Below are 17,443 nucleotides of genomic sequence, written 5' to 3'. Positions count from 1 at the left end.
ACCCCGCCCCCGCCCCCGGCGAGGTGCTGGTGCGGATCGAGGCGGCGGGCATCTGCGGCACCGACCGCCACCTCTACCGCGGCGAGTTTCCCTGCACCCCGCCGGTGACGCTGGGGCATGAATTCTCGGGCCTCGTCACCGCTTTGGGCGCGGGCGTCACCGGCCTTGCGATCGGCACCCGCGTCACCTGCGACCCCAACATCGCCTGCGGCACCTGCCCGCAATGCCTGCGCGGCCGCGTCAACCTCTGTGAGCGGCTGTCGGCAATCGGCATCCACCGCGACGGCGGCTTTGCCGAACAGGTGGCGATCCCGGCGCACCGCGCCTTCGCCCTGCCCGCCACGCTGAACCCGGCTCACGGCGCGCTCTGCGAGCCGCTGGCCTGCTGCCTCCACGCCGTCGACAAGGGCGCGCCGCGGGCGGGCGAGCGCGTCACCATCCTCGGCGGTGGCGTCATCGGGCTTTTGACGCTGCAACTGGCGCGGCTGGCGGGCGCCGAGACGCTGCTGGTCACGCGATCCGCCACCAAACGGCGACTGGCCGAGGATCTGGGTGCCACCGCCACCGCGCCAACGGCTGAAACGGCCCGCGCGATCTGGCCCGAAGGCGCCGACCTGACGATCGAATGCGCGGGCGTGCCCGAAACGGTCGCGATGGCGCCGAGCCTGACGCGGCGCGGCGGGCGCATCGTGGTGATGGGCGTGCTGCCGCAGGGCGTCACGGTCGGCATCCAGCCCTTCGACCTCTTGTTCCGCGAGATCGACCTGTTGCACGCCTTCCTCAACCCCTTCACCCACGGCCGTGCCGCCGAGATGATCGCGAGCGGCCGCATCGCCGTGGCCCCGCTGATCAGCCGCACGATCGCGCTGGCCGAGGCCGCCGCCGCCATCGCGAGCCCCACCGGGCCCGACGATATCCGCGTGCTGATCGTGCCGGGTTAGGCGCGGGGCCCGCCCCCCCTGCACATTCGCGCGAGCCGTCCCGCGCCCGCCGTTTCGCGGTAGGCGAATCGCGCCCGTGCCGCCATCGAAGCGGTGCGGCACGGCCGCCCGGAACCCCAGCGCGGAAAGTCTCCCCATGATTTCATACCTTCAGGCCGTCATCCTCGGCATCTTTCAGGGCGTCGCCGAGCTTTTCCCGATTTCCAGCCTTGGTCATACCGTGCTGCTTCCGGCGGTTCTGCACTGGAACCTCGACCGCGGGTCCGATGCCTTCCTGTCGTTCCTCGTGCTGACCCATTTCGCCACCGCCCTCGTGCTGCTGGCGTTCTTCTGGCGCGACTGGGGGCGCATTCTTGGTGGCCTCCGGCGCTCCGCCGGCGCGCGGCGGATCGCGCCCGGCGATGTCGAGGCCCGGCTGGGCTGGCTCTTGATCGCCAGTACGGTGCCCGCGGGCCTGCTGGGCCTGGCGCTGGAACACCGGCTTCAGGCGCTTTTCGCCAATGCCTCGGTGGTGGCCGTGGCGCTGATCCTGAACGGCGGGGTGCTGCTAGCGGCGGAACGGCTGCGCGACCGGACGGTGGCCGAGGGCCCGCACGACGACGCGCAGCTCGCCCGCCTGGGATGGGGTCAGGCGCTGGCGATCGGGGGCGCGCAGGCGCTGGCGCTGATCCCCGGCTTCTCGCGCACCGGGGTGACGATGACGGGCGGCCTGCTGTCGGGCCTGAGCCACGAAAACGCGGTGCGCTACTCCTTCCTGCTCGCCACGCCGATCATCTTTGCCGCGGCCCTGCTGAAGCTTCCGGCGCTGGTCCTGCATGGCGCGGGCCTCGGCCCGGCCCTCATCGGCGCGCTTTGCGCCGCCGGATCGGCCTGGGCTTCGGTCCGCTTCCTCGTGCGCTACTTCGAGACGCGTACCCTGACCCCCTTCGCGATCTACTGCGTGGTCGCGGGGGTGGTGGCACTGGCGCTGATCCAGCTATAGGTTCCGGTGCTTCGGGGCCGTCAAGGTAACTCTCCAGTGGAGAGTTGCCCCGGCCCCGTTGCCCATCAGGCCGAAGGCCGATGGGCAAGTCGGGTGCGACTGGGAGCGGAGCGCGTTCATCGGACCGCGCCTGCCTGGGCTGGCGCGGCAACGCGCCTGCCAGAGGGCAGGCAGGCGCGGCCCGATGTGTCAACGGACACATCGGGCAAGTGGCGCACGCCGCAACGCATCGGGGGGCCATGATGGGCCCCCCGTGGGTCGTTTCTTGCCTGCCCCGTCAGCTACAGCCGCTGGTCCCGCCGCAGGTGTTGCACTTCATGCAGGTGCCGTTGCGCACCAGCGTGTAGTTGCCGCACTCGCCGCAGGGGTCGCCCTCGTAGCCCTGGATGCGGGCCTTGATGCGGGCATCGATCGTCACCGTGCCGGTGGCCAGTGCGGTAGCGCCCATGCTGATCTCGGGCATCAGGGCGTTCAGCGCGGCAACCGAGTCGCCGCTCATGCCGCCCTGCAACACCACCAGTTCCTGCGGCAGCCGCTTGCGCAGATAGCCGGTGGAGCTGATCTGGCGCAGCACTTCCAGGCTGCGGTTCGTCGCGGCCTCCGACGGGGCGGCGACGTTGCGTTTGCCCTCTTCGTCGCCGCGACCGAGGTCGTCGAAGCTTTGCCCGCCCGGCTTCACATGCGCCAGATCGGTGCGGTCGAGGTAGCTGACCGCCAGTTCGCGGAAGATGTAGTCCAGGATCGAGGTCGCGTTCTTGATCGAGTCGTTGCCCTGCACCATGCCCGCCGGCTCGAACCGGGTGAAGGTGAAGGCTTCGACAAATTCTTCAAGCGGCACGCCGTATTGCAGCCCGACGCTGATGGCGATGGCGAAGTTGTTCATCATCGCGCGGAAGCCCGCGCCTTCCTTGTGCATGTCGATGAAGATCTCGCCCAGCGTGCCGTCCTTGTATTCGCCGGTGCGCAGATAGACCTTGTGACCGCCGACGATGGCCTTTTGCGTATAGCCCTTGCGGCGTTCCGGCAGCTTTTCGCGGTTCGAGCGCACGATTTCCTTGATGATGATCCGCTCGACGATCTTCTCGGCCAGCACGGTGGCCTTTTCCTGCTGGCTGCCGGTGGCGAGGATCTCTTCGGCCTCCTCGTCATCCTCGACCAGCGAGGACGCCAGCGGCTGGCTGAGCTTGGAGCCGTCGCGATAAAGCGCGTTCGCCTTGATCCCGAGGCTGTGGCTGAGGGCATAGGCCGCCAGGCAATCCTCGATGGTGGCGGTATTGGCCATGTTGATCGTCTTCGAGATCGCGCCCGAGATGAAGCTTTGCGCCGCCGCCATCATGCGGATGTGGCTTTCGACGCCCAGATAGCGCTTGCCGCGCTTGCCGCAGGGGTTGGCGCAGTCGAACACGACGTAGTGTTCAAGCTTCAGGAACGGCGCGCCTTCCAGCGTCATGGTGCCGCAGACATGGTCGTTGGCAGCGTCGATCTGCGCCTTGCTGAAGCCGAGGTGGCGGAGCAGTTCGAACGTCGGGTCGGCGAGTTTTTCGGCAGGGATGCCAAGGGTTTCGCGGCAGAAGCTCTCGCCCAGCGTCCACTGGTTGAAGACAAAGCGGATGTCGAAGGCGGCGGGCAGCGCGGCCTCGATCTTCTCGATTTCCGCCGCCCCGAAACCGTGCCCGACCAGCGAGGTGTGGTTGATGCCGGGGCAGTTGCCCAAGCTGCCGTGGCCGACCGCGTAGGCGATCATTTCCTCGATCTGCGCCGGGCGGTAGCCCAGCGTTTCCAGCGCGGCGGGCACCGAGCGGTTGATGATCTTGAAGTAGCCGCCGCCCGCCAGCTTCTTGAACTTCACCAGCGCGAAGTCGGGCTCGATGCCGGTGGTGTCGCAGTCCATCACCAGACCGATGGTGCCGGTGGGCGCGATCACCGTCACCTGCGCGTTGCGGTAGCCGTGCTGTTCGCCCAGGCTCAGTGCCTCGTCCCAGGCGGATTTCGCAAGCGCGACAAGGGTCTGGTCGGGGCAGTTCGCGTGATCCAGCGCCACCGGGTTGACCGCCAGCGCCTCGTAGCCGGTGGTCTTGCCATAGGCCGCGGCGCGGTGGTTGCGGATCACCCGCAGCATGTGGGCGGCGTTGCGGGCATGGCCGGGGAAGGCACCGAGTTCGCCCGCCATCTCGGCCGAGGTGGCATAGGAAACGCCGGTCATCACCGCCGTCAGCGCGCCGCACAGGGCGCGGCCCTCGGCGCTGTCATACCCCAGGCCCATCGTCATCAAGAGGCCGCCGATGTTGGCATAGCCCAGCCCAAGGGTGCGGAAGTCATACGAAAGCTGCGCGATTTCCTTCGACGGGAACTGCGCCATCGTCACCGATATTTCCAGCGTGATCGTCCAGAGCCGGGTGGCGTGCACATAGCCCTCGGCGTCGAACTTGCCGTCGTGCTGGAAGGTCAGCAGGTTCATCGAGGCCAGGTTGCAGGCGGTATCGTCGAGGAACATGTATTCCGAGCAGGGGTTGGAACCCCGAATCGCGCCATCCTCGGGGCAGGTGTGCCAGGCGTTGACGGTGTCGTGGAACTGGATGCCCGGATCGGCGCAGGCCCAGGCGGCGTGGCCGATCTGCTGCCACAGGTCGCGCGCCTTCACCCGTTTGGCGACCTTGCCATCGGTGCGGCGGATCAGTTCCCAGTCGGCGTCGTCCTTCACCGCCTTCAGGAAGGCGTCGGTGACGCGCACCGAGTTGTTGGAGTTCTGGCCCGAGACCGTCATGTAGGCTTCGGAATCCCAGTCGGTGTCGTAGGTCGGAAACTCGATCGAGCCGAAGCCCTGCGCCGCGTAATCCAGCACGCGCTTGACGTAGGTTTCCGGGATCATCGCCTTCTTGGCGGCGCGGATCGCCGCCTTCAGCGCCGCGTTCTTCGCCGGGTCGGCGGCGTCGGTGGCAAGGCCATCCCACTGGCCGATGGCGGCGAAAATCTCGTTCAGCCCGCGTTCATGCGCCTTGGACCCGGCGACGAGGCTGGCGACCTTCTGTTCCTCGATGACCTTCCAGTTGATGAAGGCCTCGATGTCGGGGTGATCCATGTCGCAGATCACCATCTTGGCGGCGCGGCGCGTGGTGCCGCCCGACTTGATCGCGCCCGCCGCGCGGTCGCCGATTTTCAGGAACCCCATCAGCCCCGACGACTTGCCGCCGCCCGACAGCTTTTCGCCCGCACCGCGCAACGACGAGAAGTTGGTGCCGGTGCCCGAGCCGTATTTGAACAGCCGCGCCTCGCGGACCCACAGGTCCATGATGCCGCCGTCGCCGACCAGATCATCCTTCACCGACTGGATGAAGCAGGCGTGCGGTTGCGGATGCTCGTAGGCGCTTTCCGATTTGGTCAGCGTGCCGGTCTGGAAATCGACGTAGTAGTGCCCCTGCGACGGGCCGTCGATGCCATAGGCCCAGTGCAGCCCGGTGTTGAACCACTGCGGGCTGTTCGGCGCCGCCATCTGGCGCGCCAGCATCACCCGCATCTCGTCGTAGTAGGCGCGGGCGTCGGCTTCGGTGGTGAAATAGCCGCCCTTCCAGCCCCAATAGGCCCAAGCGCCCGCCAGCCGGTCAAACACCTGCTTGGCCGAGCTTTCGCCGACAAAGCGTTGATCCTGCGGCAGTTTCGCCAGCGCCTCCTCATCGGGGACAGACCGCCACAGGAACGCGGGCACGTCCTTTTCCCGCACGCGCTTGGCGACGGCGGGCACACCGGCCTTGCGGAAATACTTCTGCGCCAGCACGTCCGAGGCGACCTGGCTCCAGCCCTCGGGCACCTCGACGGCCTCGTTGCGGAACACCACCTTGCCGTCCGGGTTGCGAATCTCCGACAGCGTCGTGCAGAACGCGAGGCCGGCGTAGGCGTCGGCGTCCGCGGTGGTGAATTTGCGCTCGATCTTCATGGTCTCTGCCCCTGTTCCGGACCCGAGGGGCCCACCGTTTCTGTGCCGGACCGCGAAACGGGCAAGAGCACAGGCAGGGCGACACCCATCGGCGCCGCCTTTGGCGGCATCGCGGCCGCATCGCTGCTTTGAACTCTGTCCCGCGTCCGGAGCCACTATATGTTGTGGCGTTGCCGTCAGCCCATACAACCTGACGCAAGTCGCAGGGGTCGGTCAACGGAGAAATTTGACTTCTCCCCCGAAATTTCAGGTTGACCATCGGCCAGTCTGCGGCATGGAGTGATTCACTTTCGTGACAGCACCGGGCGGGGTCGCCGAAATCCCCATTCTGCCACGGCAAGTTATCCACAGGCGTTGAGGGCGCGCCTTAACTGCGGCGCGGCGGGATGCCCGCGCGGGGGCGTGGCCCCGCCGCCACGGCGCCCGCCGAAATCCGGAAAATCCGCGGCTTGCCTTATTCCATCGCGACGGCGGCGGCCACCGCGCTCAGCTTCACCTTGGGCTTGCGCAACAGCGCCGCCAGCGGAATGGCGCAGAGCGTGACGATCATCATCATCTTGAAGTCGTCGAGGTAGGACACCATCAGCGCCTGCAGGTTCACCAGCCCATCGAGTTCCTTCAGCATCAGCGGATTGCCCGCCGTCGCCGCCGGTGACACCGCGTAAAGCGCCGCGTTGTAGGGGTTGATCGCCACCGACATCTCGGCGTGATTGATCTGGATATTGCGCGTCAGCACGACCGAGACCACCGAGATGCCGATCGACGACCCGATGTTGCGCACCAGCGTGAACAGGCTGGTCGCATCGCCCCGGAACCGCGCCGCGATGGTCGAAAACGCCACCGTCGACAGCGGCACGAACACCAGCCCCATGCCAAGGCCCTGCACGACCCCCGAGACGATGACAGGATAGCTGTCCATCTGCGGCGTGAAGCCCGACATCGTGTAGAACGAGGCCGAGGTCAGCAGCAGCCCGGTGATCACCAGATAGCGCGCGTCGATCTTCTGCACCAGGCGGCCAACCGTCAGCATCGAGATCATCGTACCGATGCCGCGCGGCCCCATCACCAGACCCGTCGTCGTCTCGGGATAACCGAACACCACCGACAGCATCGGCGGCAACAGCGCGAGGCTGGAAAACAGCACGAGGCCAATGACAAAGCCGAACACCGTGCCGGTGACAAAGTTCCGGTCGGTGAAGATGAGCGGGTCGATGAACGGATGTTCGGCAGTCAGGATATGCACGATGAAGACCCAGAGCCCGGTCACCATCAGACCCAGTTCCACCCAGGTCTCGACGGAATTGAACCAGTCGTTGCCCGCGCCGCGGTCGAGCAGCAGTTGCAGGGTGCCGACCCCGAGCGACAGCATGGCAAAGCCGAAGAAGTCGAAGCTGCGGAACCGCCGCACGGTTTCCGGCAGGAACGCCACGCACCCCAGCGCCGCGATGATGCCGATCGGCAGGTTGATGAAGAACACATAGCGCCAACTGAAATTCTCGGTCAGCCAGCCGCCCAGCGTCGGGCCGATGATCGGGCCGACCATGATCCCGGCACCCCACAGCGCCATCGCCTGGCCGAACTTCTCGGGCGGGTTGATGTCCAGCAGGATGGTTTGCGACAAGGGCACGATGGCCGCGCCAAAGACGCCCTGCAACAGCCGGAACGCCACCATCGCGGTGATGCTCCAGGCCAGCCCGCACAGCATCGAGGCGGCGACGAAGCCGATGATGCAGGCCACGAACACCTCCTTGCGGCCAAAGCGGTCCGCCAGCCAGCCGGTGACCGGCGTCATGATCGCGGCGGCGACGATGTAGGAGGTCAGCACCCAGGTGATGGTGTCCTGGCTGGCGCCCAGATCGCCCGTCATCGCGGGCAGCGCCACGTTGGCGATCGTGGTGTCAAGCACCTGCATGATGGTGGCGGCCATGATCACGACGGTGATCAGGCCACGGTGATGCACCTTTTCGGTGGCACCGGAGGGGGCGGCTTGGCTCATCGGTGCGGCCTTACGGGTTGACGAGGGCGGCGGGCAGCAGGTCGCTCAGATGCCGGATGCGGCCGGTATCGACCGAGACGTCGGCACTCATCCCGGAATGCAGCGGCGGCGTGCCCGCGGGCATGTCCAAGGTGATCCGCAGCGGGATGCGCTGGGTCACCTTGACCCAGTTGCCGGTGGCGTTCTCGGCCGGGATCAGCGCGAACTCGGCCCCCGTCCCCGCCCCGACCGCCTCGACCTTGCCGGTGAAGGTTTGGCCCGGATAAAGGTCGAAGGTCACCGTCACCGGCTGGCCCGGCACGACATGGGTCAACTGGTTTTCCTTGAAGTCGGCCTCGACCCAGACATTGCCGGTTTCCACCAGCGTGAAGACCGGCGCGCCCGCCACGACATACTGGCCGGGCTTGAACGACTCCGCCTGATAGACGATCCCGTCCCCCGGCGCCCGCAGCGTGGACTGGTCGAGGTTGAACTGCGCCGTGTCGCGCGCCGCCAGCGCCGCCAGCACCGCGGGGTGGCTGTCGGTCGCGATGTCAGGCATACCGCCAAGGGCGGCCAGCGCGTTGATGACCTGCTGTTTCGCCGTTTCAAGCTGGCCGCGCGCGATCACGGCGGCATGGCGCGCGTCGTCCACCGCGGTCGTCGCCGCCACGCCCTTGTCGGCCAGCGCCTGCTGCCGGGTCAGTTCGCTGTCGAAGTAGCTCACCTGATCCTCGGCCACCTTCTCCTGCGTGACGGCCGAGGCATAGGCGACCTTCATCTGCTCGACGTTCAGGCGCGCCTGCGCCAGCGCCGCATTCGCCGCCGCCAGCGTCAGCTTGAACGGCGCCGGATCGACCTGGAACAGCACGTCGCCCGTCTTCACCGGCTGGTTGTCGGTAAACCCGACCTGGGTCACCAGACCCGTGACATTGGCGGAGATCGCCACCCGTGGCTGGTGCAGGTTGGCGTCCTGGGTCACCTCATAGCGCCCGCCGCCCAGCCAGAACCAGCCGCCCGCCAGCACCAGCGCCAGGGGCACCGAGATCATCAGCAGCGCGCGGCGGCCGCGACGCTTGGGCAGCGCGGGCGCGACCACCGGGGCGGCGGTTTCGGTGTTCATCGTGTTTTCGGCGTTCATTCGATATCCTCTTTGGCGCGGGCCGCGTCGCCGTCAGCGGTCTTCGCATCCGACAGATTGTTCAGCACCACCGTCAGCGCCGCGATCAGCGCCCGGCGTTCGGGCTGGCTCAGCCCCGCCATCGCCTCGTCATAGACCGAGGCCGCGACGCTGCTGATATCGGCCAGCGCGTCCAGCGTGCGGGCGGTCGGCACCACGATGCGGATGCGGCGATCGTTCGGATCGGGCTGGCGTTCGACCCAGCCCGCTTCCTCCATCCGCGTGACCAGCCGCGAGACCGAAATCGGCTCGATCTCCATCAACTCGGCCAGCCGCGCCTGGGTCGCGCGCCCTTCCCGCTTGAGCCGCGCCAAAAGCCGCCATTGGGCCGACGACAGCCCCAGCGCGCGGCCATGCGCCTCGAACCGGGTGCGCAACAGGCGCGCCGAATCGTGCAGCAAAAGCCCGAACTTCTCGATACCTTCGTTTTTCATGAGCATGGTATATTATAAGCATGCTCAGGGTTCAAGCGGCCACGAAGGCGAATCCCCTGCGTGGCACGCAAAACGGCCTTGCCGTGGCATTATGGCATCTAGGGTGGGGGTGGTCGGAGTGGAGGGATTCGAACCCCCGACATCCTGCTCCCAAAGCAGGCGCGCTACCAGACTGCGCTACACTCCGCCGCGCCCTTCCTAGCCGCTCGGGCGCGCGGCGAAAAGGGCTAAGGCGCGGTGCAGGGCCAGGCCGCCCCGGCCTGCGGCACCCGCGGGCTGCGCATCGCGGCACCCGGCGCAATGTCCAGCCTGGCCGCCAGCCCCGCGTTGATCTCGACCACGAACTGCACGTTCGGACCGCCGTCGATGATGCTCAGGTCTTCGGGGCGTGCGTTCGCCTGCACCCGCGTGACGCGACCCGCCGGATCGACGAAGATCATGTCGAGCGGGATCAGCGTGTCCTTCATCCAGAAGTGCGCATTTACGGGGGCATCATAGATGAACAGCATGCCCGCCGTGGCGGGCATGCTTGTGCGGTTCATCAGGCCCTGTTCGCGCTGCGCCTCGGTCTGGGCGATCTCAACCGTGAAGCGCGCGACGCTGCCCGGCCCGCGAAACTCCACCTGATCGTCGCGGCAGTCGGCCAGCGCCGCCCCGGCGAGCGATGCCAGCAGCGCGGCCAGCGCAAGACGCTTCACGCCGAACGCTCCCGCGCCGCCGCCTCCCACGACGCGACCTGGGTCGCCATCCGGCCGCGCTTGCCATCCACGATGCGCAGACAGATCGCCTCGCCCGGTTGCAGGTCGGCGAAGCCCGACATGCGCAACACCTCGATATGGATGAACACGTCCTCCGAGGTACCGAAGACGTTGGCGAACCCAAAGCCCTTAACCTTGTCGAACCACTTCACCCGCGCCGGCTGCAACGGCTGCGTGCTGGGGTCCGGGGCCTGATTGCCCCCCAGGTCGTCGAGCATCGTCTGCGCCACCCCTTCGGGCGGCGCGATGGTGATCACCTCGACCGCCTGCGCCCCGCGCTGGGTCTGCTGGACGCTGACCGTGATTCCGGCCCCGTCCGCCACCGAACTCTGCCCGTAGTTTCGCAGGACATTGGCGTGCAGCAGGATGTCCGAGCCGCCATCATCGGCAACGATGAAGCCGAAACCCTTGGTCACATCGAACCATTTCACCCGACCATGCACGGTGTGCGTGGCTTTGTCTTCCTCACTCATCGCAGCATTCGCTTCCCCAAACGACACTTTGCACCCGCTGACTTGCGGCCATCGCCCGGCTGATTTCAAGCCCAAATCGTTGGCTCCGCGAGGACCGCGCATTTCACGAAGCGCGAAATTCATGGGTTCAGGCGACGAATCTCCCACCCCGAGTCAATTGTTTCCCGCCGCCACTGGAACCGGTCGTGCAACCGGAAGGCGCCGTCGGCCCAGAATTCGATCTCCAGCGGGCGCAGCCGGAAGCCGCCCCAGAACGGCGGCCGCGGCGGGTTCGGCCCCCTGGTCGCGGTGATCCGCGCCACCTCGGCCATCAGCGCCCCGCGCGACGACAGCGGTTCGGACTGCGCCGAGGCCCAGGCCCCGAGTCGGCTTTTCAGCGAGCGCGAGGCGTAATAGGCATCGGCCTGCGGTCCCTCCTCGCGCTCGGTGAGGCCGCGCACCCGGATCTGGCGGCGCAGCGATTTCCAGTGCAGCACGAAGGCGGCCTTGCCCGCGGCCTCGATCTCGCGCGCCTTGGCGCTGGCGTAGTTGGTGTAGAACACGAAGGCGTCGGGCTCGATCTCCTTGAGCAGGACCATCCGCACGTTCGGCAACCCCGCCGCGTCGACCGTGGCGAGCGCGATCGCGTTCGCGTCGTTGGGCTCTTTCGGCTCGGCCTCGGCGAGCCAGGCGGCGGCGATCGCGAACGGGTCGTCGCCTGCAAAAATACCACTTCTGTCCGCCATCCGGCACACTCCTTTTGCTGACCGCGCTGGAATCGCGCGTTTCACGCCCCGGTGCAAGCGGTCGCCCGCCCTTGATGCGCCGCGCGTCATCGCCTACACGGAAGCACACGAGGAGAAGGCAGGCGAGGAACATCCCATGTCAACACGACTGATGGACGGCAAGCGCGGCTTGATCATGGGGCTTGCGAACGACAAATCCATTGCCTGGGGGATCGCCCGTGCCTGCGCCGAGCACGGCGCGGAACTGGCCTTTTCCTATCAGGGCGAGCCGTTCAAGAAGCGGGTCGAGCCGCTGATCGCACAGATCGGCGCGACCGAGATGATCGAGTGCGATGTCTCGGACGAGGCCTCGCTGGATGCGCTGTTTGCCCGGCTGAAAGCGGTCTGGGGGCGGATCGACTTCGTCGTCCACGCCATCGGATTTTCCGACAAGAACGAACTGCGCGGCCGCTATGTCGATACCACGGCCCAGAATTTCCGCACCACGATGGATGTGTCGGTGTTCTCTTTCACCGCCGTGTGTCGGCGCGCCGCCGCGCTGATGACCGAGGGCGGCAGCCTTTTGACGCTGACCTATTACGGCGCCGAGAAGGTGATGCCGCATTACAACGTGATGGGCGTTGCCAAGGCCGCGCTGGAGGCGTCGGTGCGCTACCTCGCCGAAGACCTTGGCAAGGATGGCATCCGCGTCAACGCGATCTCGGCGGGCACGATCAAGACGCTGGCGGCCTCGGGCATCGGCGATTTCCGCTATATCCTGAAATGGAACGAGCTGAACTCGCCGCTGCGCCGCACCGTGACGCAGGAAGAAGTGGGCAAGTCCGCGCTTTACCTGCTGTCCGATCTGGGCTCGGCGGTCACCGGCGAGGTGCACCACGTCGATGCCGGTTATCACGTTGTCGGCATGAAGGCCGTGGACGCGCCCGATATCGACGCCGTCACCGGCCGCAACGGCAACGGCAAGGGAGAAGGCCAATGACCGACCGCCTGCCGCATGAGAAGGGCTTCCACGTCAGCTGGGACCAGATTCACCGCGACAGCCGGGCGCTGGCCTGGCGGCTGGACCGGCAGGGCCCCGACAACGGCGCCTGGCGCGCGGTGGTGGCGATCACCCGCGGCGGCATGGCCCCCGCGATGATCGTGGCGCGCGAGCTGGACATCCGCACCGTCGACACGATCTCGGTCAAGTCCTACAACAACCAGGAACAGACGCCGCCGCGGATCATCAAGGCGCCGCAGGCCGAGATCATGGGCACCGACGGCACCGGCATTCTGGTGATCGACGATCTGGTCGATACCGGCAAGACGCTGGAACTGGTGCGCGCGCTCTACCCCAAGGCGCATTTCGCCACCGTCTACGCCAAGCCCTCGGGGCGGGCGATGGTGGATACCTATATCACCGAGGTCAGCCAGGACACGTGGATCTTCTTCCCGTGGGACATGGCGCTGCAATACGTGGAACCCTACCGCGGCAAGGACTGAGGCCGCTGCCATGACACCCCCGCCCGACAGCCGCTCCGCGCGCCTCCTGCACGATTCCTACCTGGTCGGGTTGACGGTGCAGGCGCTGATCGGGGCGTCGCAGTTGTTTTTTGCGTCGGTGTTGCAGATCACGGTCTGGGCCGGCTGGCTGGAACCGCTGGCGCGGTTTACCGGGCGGCTGCTGGCGCGGCGCGCGGAAGACCCGCTGGCCGACTGGCTGATGGCCACCGCGCATGACTTGTCGGTCGGCACCGACCTGTTCTGGTCGATCTACCTCTTCGGGCATGGCGTGCTGAACCTCGGCGTGGTGGTGGCGCTGCTGGCGAAGCGACGCTGGGCCCATCCGGTCTCGATGGCGGTGCTGGCGGGCTTTGTCGGCTACCAGATGTACCGCTACACGCTGTCGCATTCGCTGGTGATGATCGGGCTGTCGGCCTTCGACGTGATCGTCATCGCGCTGGTCTGGCGCGAGTATCGGCAGTTGCAGCGGGCGCGGGGCGGCTGACCGCCCGTCCGCGGCCGAAGGCCCGGGGTTTTTCACCCCCCAGCCCGCCCGATGCGGGCGGGCGTTCTTCGCTGAAACGCCCCACCGGGGGGTTTCCGGGCGCTCATCACCCCGCAGGATACTTGCGGACCGAAAGGGGGGGCGGGGCCTTTTCGCCGGGCGGGGCCGCTGCTAGGGTCGCGCCGTCCCACACCCGGAGCCGCCGATGATCCGCCCCCTGAACCCCCGCATGGCCGCCACCTTCCCGCCACCGGTGATGGAGGCGCGGCGCTGGCTCGACGGGGTGGTGTTTCCCGACCATCGCCCGCTGATCAACGTCAGTCAGGCCGCGCCGGTGCAGGCGCCGCCGCTGCCCTTGCGGCAGGCGATCGCCGAGGCCGCGCTGCATGACGACGCGGCGCATCTTTATGGCCCGGTGCTGGGGATGCCGGAACTGCGGGCCGAACTGGCCGGCCAGTGGTCGGCGGCCTATGGCGGCGAGGTCGCGCCGGATCAGGTCGCCATAACCCAGGGCTGCAATCAGGCGTTCTGCGCCATCATGGCGACGATCGCGGGCGAAGGCGATGCGGTGATCCTGCCGACGCCGTGGTATTTCAACCACAAGATGTGGCTCGACATGGCCGGGGTGCAGACGGTGCCGCTGCCGACCGGCGAGAGCCTGATCCCCGACGCGGCGGCGGCCGAGCGGCTCATCGGCCCGGCGACTAGGGCGATCGTGCTGGTCAGCCCGAACAACCCCGGCGGGGTGGAATACCCGGCCGAGGTCTTGCGCGCCTTCCACGATCTGTGCCGCGCGCGCGGGCTGGCGCTGATCGTGGATGAAACCTACCGCGATTTCGACAGCCGCACCGGCCGTCCGCACGACCTCTTTGCCGATCCCGACTGGGATGACACGCTGATCCATCTTTACTCCTTCTCCAAGGCCTACCGGCTGACCGGGCACCGCGTCGGCGCGGCGGTGGCCAGTGTCGAACGGCTGGCCGAGGTCGAGAAGTTCCTCGATACCGTCGCGATCTGCCCCAACCAGTTGGGCCAGCGCGCCGCGCTGTGGGGGATGCAGAACCTCGGCCAGTGGCTGGCGGGCGAACGCGCGGAAATCCTCGACCGCCGCGCGGCGATCGTTGAGGGCTTTCCGCGCCTGCCCGGCTGGCGCCTGCTGGGCTGCGGCGCCTACTTCGCCTATGTCGAGCATCCGTTCGCCATCGCCTCGGACGCGCTGGCGAAACGGCTGGTGCGGGACGCGGGCGTGCTGATGCTGCCGGGCACGATGTTCCAGCCCGAGGGCGCCCCGGACGGCGCGCGGCAGTTGCGCATCGCCTTCGCCAACATCGACCGCGCGGGCATCGGCGCGCTGTTCGACCGCCTCTCGGCCGTCACGATCTGACGACTTGCCCGCCCCGGCGCAACACCTTACACACGCAGCCGCAGACGACCGAGGGCGGGGAGCACGATGAGAAGCAAGAGCGGCATGGCGATCATGGCCTGGGTGATGCTGGGCGCGGTGGTCTTCGGGCTCGGCGGCTACGGGGTGACCAACTTCGGCGGCAGCGTGACCTCGATCGGCACGGTCGGCGATCAGGAGATCGGCACCGGCGACTATTCCCGCGCCCTGCAGCAGGAGCTGGACACTTACCGCGCGCAACTGGGCCAGACCTTCACCGCCGAACAGGCGCTGCAGATCGGCATGGATCAGGGCGTGCGCGACCGGCTGATCACCACCGCCGCGCTGGACAGCGAGAACGACCGCCTTCGCGTGTCGGTCGGCAACGCGGGCCTGCGCGCGGCGATCAAGGCGATGCCCGCCTTCAAGGGTGTCGACGGCAAGTTCAGCAAGGATACCTATGCCTTCACCCTGCGCCAGAACGGCCTGACGATTTCAAGCTTCGAGGCGAAGATGCGCATCGAGCAATCGCGCACGCTGTTGCAGCAGGCGCTGACCGGCGCGGTTCCGGCGCCGAAGGTCTTTGTCGACGCGCTGGTGGCCTATGCGGGCGAGCGGCGCGGCTTCACGCTGCTGAAGATCGGCGCGGGTGACCTGCCGACGCCGGTCGCGGCGCCCGACGACGCGGCCCTGCACGCCTATTACGACGCGCACAAGGCGGATTTCACCGCGCCCGATGCCAAGATCATCACCTATGTCTCGCTGACGCCCGAGATGCTGGCCGCCAAGGTCACCATCGACGACAAGACCCTGCAAGACCTCTACGACCAGAAGAAGGCGCAGTTCGTGACGCCCGAAAAGCGGCTGGTGGAACGTCTGGTCTACCCGACCGAGGCCGAGGCGCAGGCCGCCAAGGCGGCACTCGACGCGGGCACCAAGACCTTTGAGCAACTGGTCGCCGATCGCGGCTTGCAGATGAACGATGTCGACCTCGGCGACGTGACGCAGGACACGCTCGACAAGGACGCGGGCGCCGCGGTCTTCGCGCTGACCGCACCGGGCGTCACCGGGCCGGTGACGTCGAACCTCGGGCCCGCGCTCTTTCGCATGAACGGCATCATCGCCGCGCATACCACGACCTTCGAGCAGGCCAGGGATCAGCTTGCGCAGGGCCTGAAGGACGAGAAGGCACGCCAGATGATCTCGGACCAGGTCGAGGTGATCAACGACAAGCTGGCGGGCGGCGCGACGCTGGAGGACCTGACCAAGGAAACCGACATGCAGATCGGCAACATCGACTTCACCCCCGGCGACAGCGCGGGCATGGCGGCCTACCCCGAGTTCCGCGATGCCGCCGCCGCCGCGAAGGATGGCGACTTCCCGCAGCTGATCCAGCTCAAGGACGGCGGCATCGCCGCGCTGCGGCTGGACAAGATGCGGCCCGCCGCGCTGATCCCCTATGACCAGGTTGCCGACAAGGTGACGACCGGCTGGACCGCCGACGCCACCGCCAAGGCGCTGGCCGCCCGCGCGACCGAGATCGCGGCCGCCGTCAAGGGCGGCACCGACATCGCCAGCTTCGGCAAGCCCGAGACCGAGGCGCCGATGACGCGCCGCGATGTGATCGAGGGCACGCCGCAGGGGCTGGTGCCGGCCGTGTTCAAGCTGACCGCGACCGGCGATCTGGGGTCGATGCAGGACGCCGGCGCGGGCTATGTCTACCGGCTGGACAGTATCGCCGCGCCGAAGGCCGACGACCCCGACGTGGTGAAGATGCAGGCCCAGTTCGCGGGCGACGTGACGCAGGGCATCACCCAGGACGGCTTTGATCTGTTCACCACCGCGCTGGTCGCCGAGACCAAGGTGTCGATCGACAAGATGGCGGTCGCCGCCGTCAACGCGCAGTTCCACTGATCCGAAGGGGCCCCCGGTGCCGCTGATCCCCGCATACGAGGCGTTCGAGGCGGGTTGGTCCGTCGGGCGCAATCAGGTCGTCTACATGCGGCTGGCCGCCGACCTCGACACGCCGGTCAGCCTGATGCTGAAGCTCGCCGAGGCGCGCAAGGACAGCTTCATGCTCGAATCCGTCACCGGCGGCGAGGTGCGCGGGCGCTATTCGGTGGTGGGCATGAAGCCCGACCTGATCTGGGATTGCCACGGCACCGACAGCCGCATCAACCGGCAGGCGCGGTTCGACGCCCTGAGCTTCGAGACGCTGCCCGGCCACCCGCTGGACACGCTGCGCGCCCTCTTGGCCGAAAGCCGGATCGAGATGCCGGACGACCTGCCCGCGATCGCGGCGGGGCTCTTTGGCTACCTCGGCTACGACATGATCCGGCTGGTGGAGCATCTGCCGCATGTCAACCCCGACCCGCTCGGCCTGCCCGACGCGGTGATGCTGCGCCCTTCGGTGATCGCGGTGCTGGATGGCGTCAAGGGCGAGGTGACGGTGGTGTCACCGGCCTGGGTCGCCTCGGGTCTCACGGCGCGCGCGGCCTATGCGCAGGCGGCCGAACGGGTGATGGACGCGGTCCGCGATCTGGAACGCGCCGCGACCGCCGAGACGCGCAATCTGGGCGAGGCCGCGCCGGTCGGCGCGCCGGTGTCGAACTTCACCAGGGCCGAATACATGGCGGCGGTGGAGACGGCGAAGGATTACATCCGCGCGGGCGACAT

The 17,443-nt window shown here is 67.6% G+C and carries 14 protein-coding genes, 1 tRNA gene and 1 pseudogene; 8 read left to right on the top strand and 8 right to left on the bottom strand.

All coding sequences use genetic code 11. From position 1 onward, the window contains the following. Together AC11WY_RS17960 and AC11WY_RS17955 are read left to right on the top strand one after the other, a co-directional pair. On the top strand, positions 1 to 941 hold a 941-nt coding region (locus AC11WY_RS17960; protein ID WP_482928033.1), incomplete at its 5' end, for an alcohol dehydrogenase catalytic domain-containing protein. Positions 942 to 1,077: 136 nt separating this feature from the next. Then, positions 1,078 to 1,923, top strand: a complete 846-nt coding sequence (locus tag AC11WY_RS17955) for an undecaprenyl-diphosphate phosphatase (RefSeq protein ID WP_482928031.1) — start codon at positions 1,078 to 1,080, stop codon at positions 1,921 to 1,923. 277 nt (positions 1,924 to 2,200) lie between these two features. Here the strand turns inward: AC11WY_RS17955 and AC11WY_RS17950 are convergent, their stop codons facing one another. From AC11WY_RS17950 to pdxH, 8 genes are all read right to left on the bottom strand, one after another. Further along, positions 2,201 to 5,854 (bottom strand): vitamin B12-dependent ribonucleotide reductase, encoded by a 3,654-nt coding sequence (locus tag AC11WY_RS17950; protein WP_482928029.1) that lies wholly within the window; start codon positions 5,852 to 5,854, stop codon positions 2,201 to 2,203. A gap of 454 nt (positions 5,855 to 6,308) precedes the next feature. After that, positions 6,309 to 7,850, bottom strand: a complete 1,542-nt coding sequence (locus AC11WY_RS17945; protein ID WP_482928027.1) for a DHA2 family efflux MFS transporter permease subunit — start codon at positions 7,848 to 7,850, stop codon at positions 6,309 to 6,311. Between the two features lie 10 nt (positions 7,851 to 7,860). Then, on the bottom strand, positions 7,861 to 8,970 hold the full coding sequence (locus AC11WY_RS17940) for an HlyD family secretion protein (RefSeq protein ID WP_482928025.1): 1,110 nt from the start codon (positions 8,968 to 8,970) through the stop codon (positions 7,861 to 7,863). Further along, entirely contained in the window at positions 8,967 to 9,449 is a 483-nt protein-coding gene (locus AC11WY_RS17935) for a MarR family winged helix-turn-helix transcriptional regulator (RefSeq protein WP_482928023.1), read from the bottom strand. The genes AC11WY_RS17940 and AC11WY_RS17935 overlap by 4 nt, the downstream gene beginning before the upstream one ends. Before the next feature lie 104 nt (positions 9,450 to 9,553). Next, positions 9,554 to 9,630: transfer RNA gene (locus AC11WY_RS17930), tRNA-Pro, on the bottom strand. 40 nt (positions 9,631 to 9,670) lie between these two features. Next, positions 9,671 to 10,141, bottom strand: coding sequence for a DUF192 domain-containing protein (locus tag AC11WY_RS17925; protein ID WP_482928021.1), 471 nt, complete (start codon positions 10,139 to 10,141; stop codon positions 9,671 to 9,673). Then, positions 10,138 to 10,674, bottom strand: coding sequence for a cold-shock protein (locus tag AC11WY_RS17920; protein WP_482928019.1), 537 nt, complete (start codon positions 10,672 to 10,674; stop codon positions 10,138 to 10,140). The genes AC11WY_RS17925 and AC11WY_RS17920 overlap by 4 nt, the downstream gene beginning before the upstream one ends. A 119-nt stretch (positions 10,675 to 10,793) precedes the next feature. After that, positions 10,794 to 11,399: a pyridoxamine 5'-phosphate oxidase gene (gene pdxH, locus AC11WY_RS17915; protein ID WP_482928017.1), complete on the bottom strand. Its 606-nt coding sequence runs from the start codon at positions 11,397 to 11,399 to the stop codon at positions 10,794 to 10,796. A 136-nt stretch (positions 11,400 to 11,535) separates the two neighbouring features. On the opposite strand from pdxH, the gene fabI reads away from it, so the two are divergent. From fabI to AC11WY_RS17885, 6 genes and pseudogenes are all read left to right on the top strand, one after another. Further along, positions 11,536 to 12,378, top strand: a complete 843-nt coding sequence (fabI, locus tag AC11WY_RS17910; protein ID WP_482928015.1) for an enoyl-ACP reductase FabI — start codon at positions 11,536 to 11,538, stop codon at positions 12,376 to 12,378. Continuing rightward, positions 12,375 to 12,881, top strand: coding sequence for a xanthine phosphoribosyltransferase (gpt, locus tag AC11WY_RS17905; RefSeq protein ID WP_482928013.1), 507 nt, complete (start codon positions 12,375 to 12,377; stop codon positions 12,879 to 12,881). The genes fabI and gpt overlap by 4 nt, the downstream gene beginning before the upstream one ends. A 10-nt stretch (positions 12,882 to 12,891) precedes the next feature. Continuing rightward, complete coding sequence (locus AC11WY_RS17900; RefSeq protein WP_482928011.1) at positions 12,892 to 13,386, top strand: DUF2127 domain-containing protein; 495 nt, start codon at positions 12,892 to 12,894, stop codon at positions 13,384 to 13,386. A 205-nt stretch (positions 13,387 to 13,591) separates the two neighbouring features. Beyond that, the gene (locus AC11WY_RS17895) at positions 13,592 to 14,770 is read left to right on the top strand and encodes an aminotransferase (RefSeq protein WP_482928009.1); all 1,179 of its coding nucleotides are present in this window, start codon (positions 13,592 to 13,594) and stop codon (positions 14,768 to 14,770) included. A 66-nt stretch (positions 14,771 to 14,836) separates the two neighbouring features. Next, positions 14,837 to 16,681: a peptidyl-prolyl cis-trans isomerase gene (locus AC11WY_RS17890; protein ID WP_482928007.1), complete on the top strand. Its 1,845-nt coding sequence runs from the start codon at positions 14,837 to 14,839 to the stop codon at positions 16,679 to 16,681. 16 nt (positions 16,682 to 16,697) lie between these two features. After that, positions 16,698 to 17,443 (top strand): annotated as a pseudogene (locus AC11WY_RS17885) (anthranilate synthase component I); the annotation flags it as partial.

It is taken from the genome of Solirhodobacter sp., assembly GCF_964715405.1.
The sequence above is the reverse complement of the archived record's forward strand: the minus strand, read 5'-3'. Positions and strand labels throughout refer to the sequence as shown.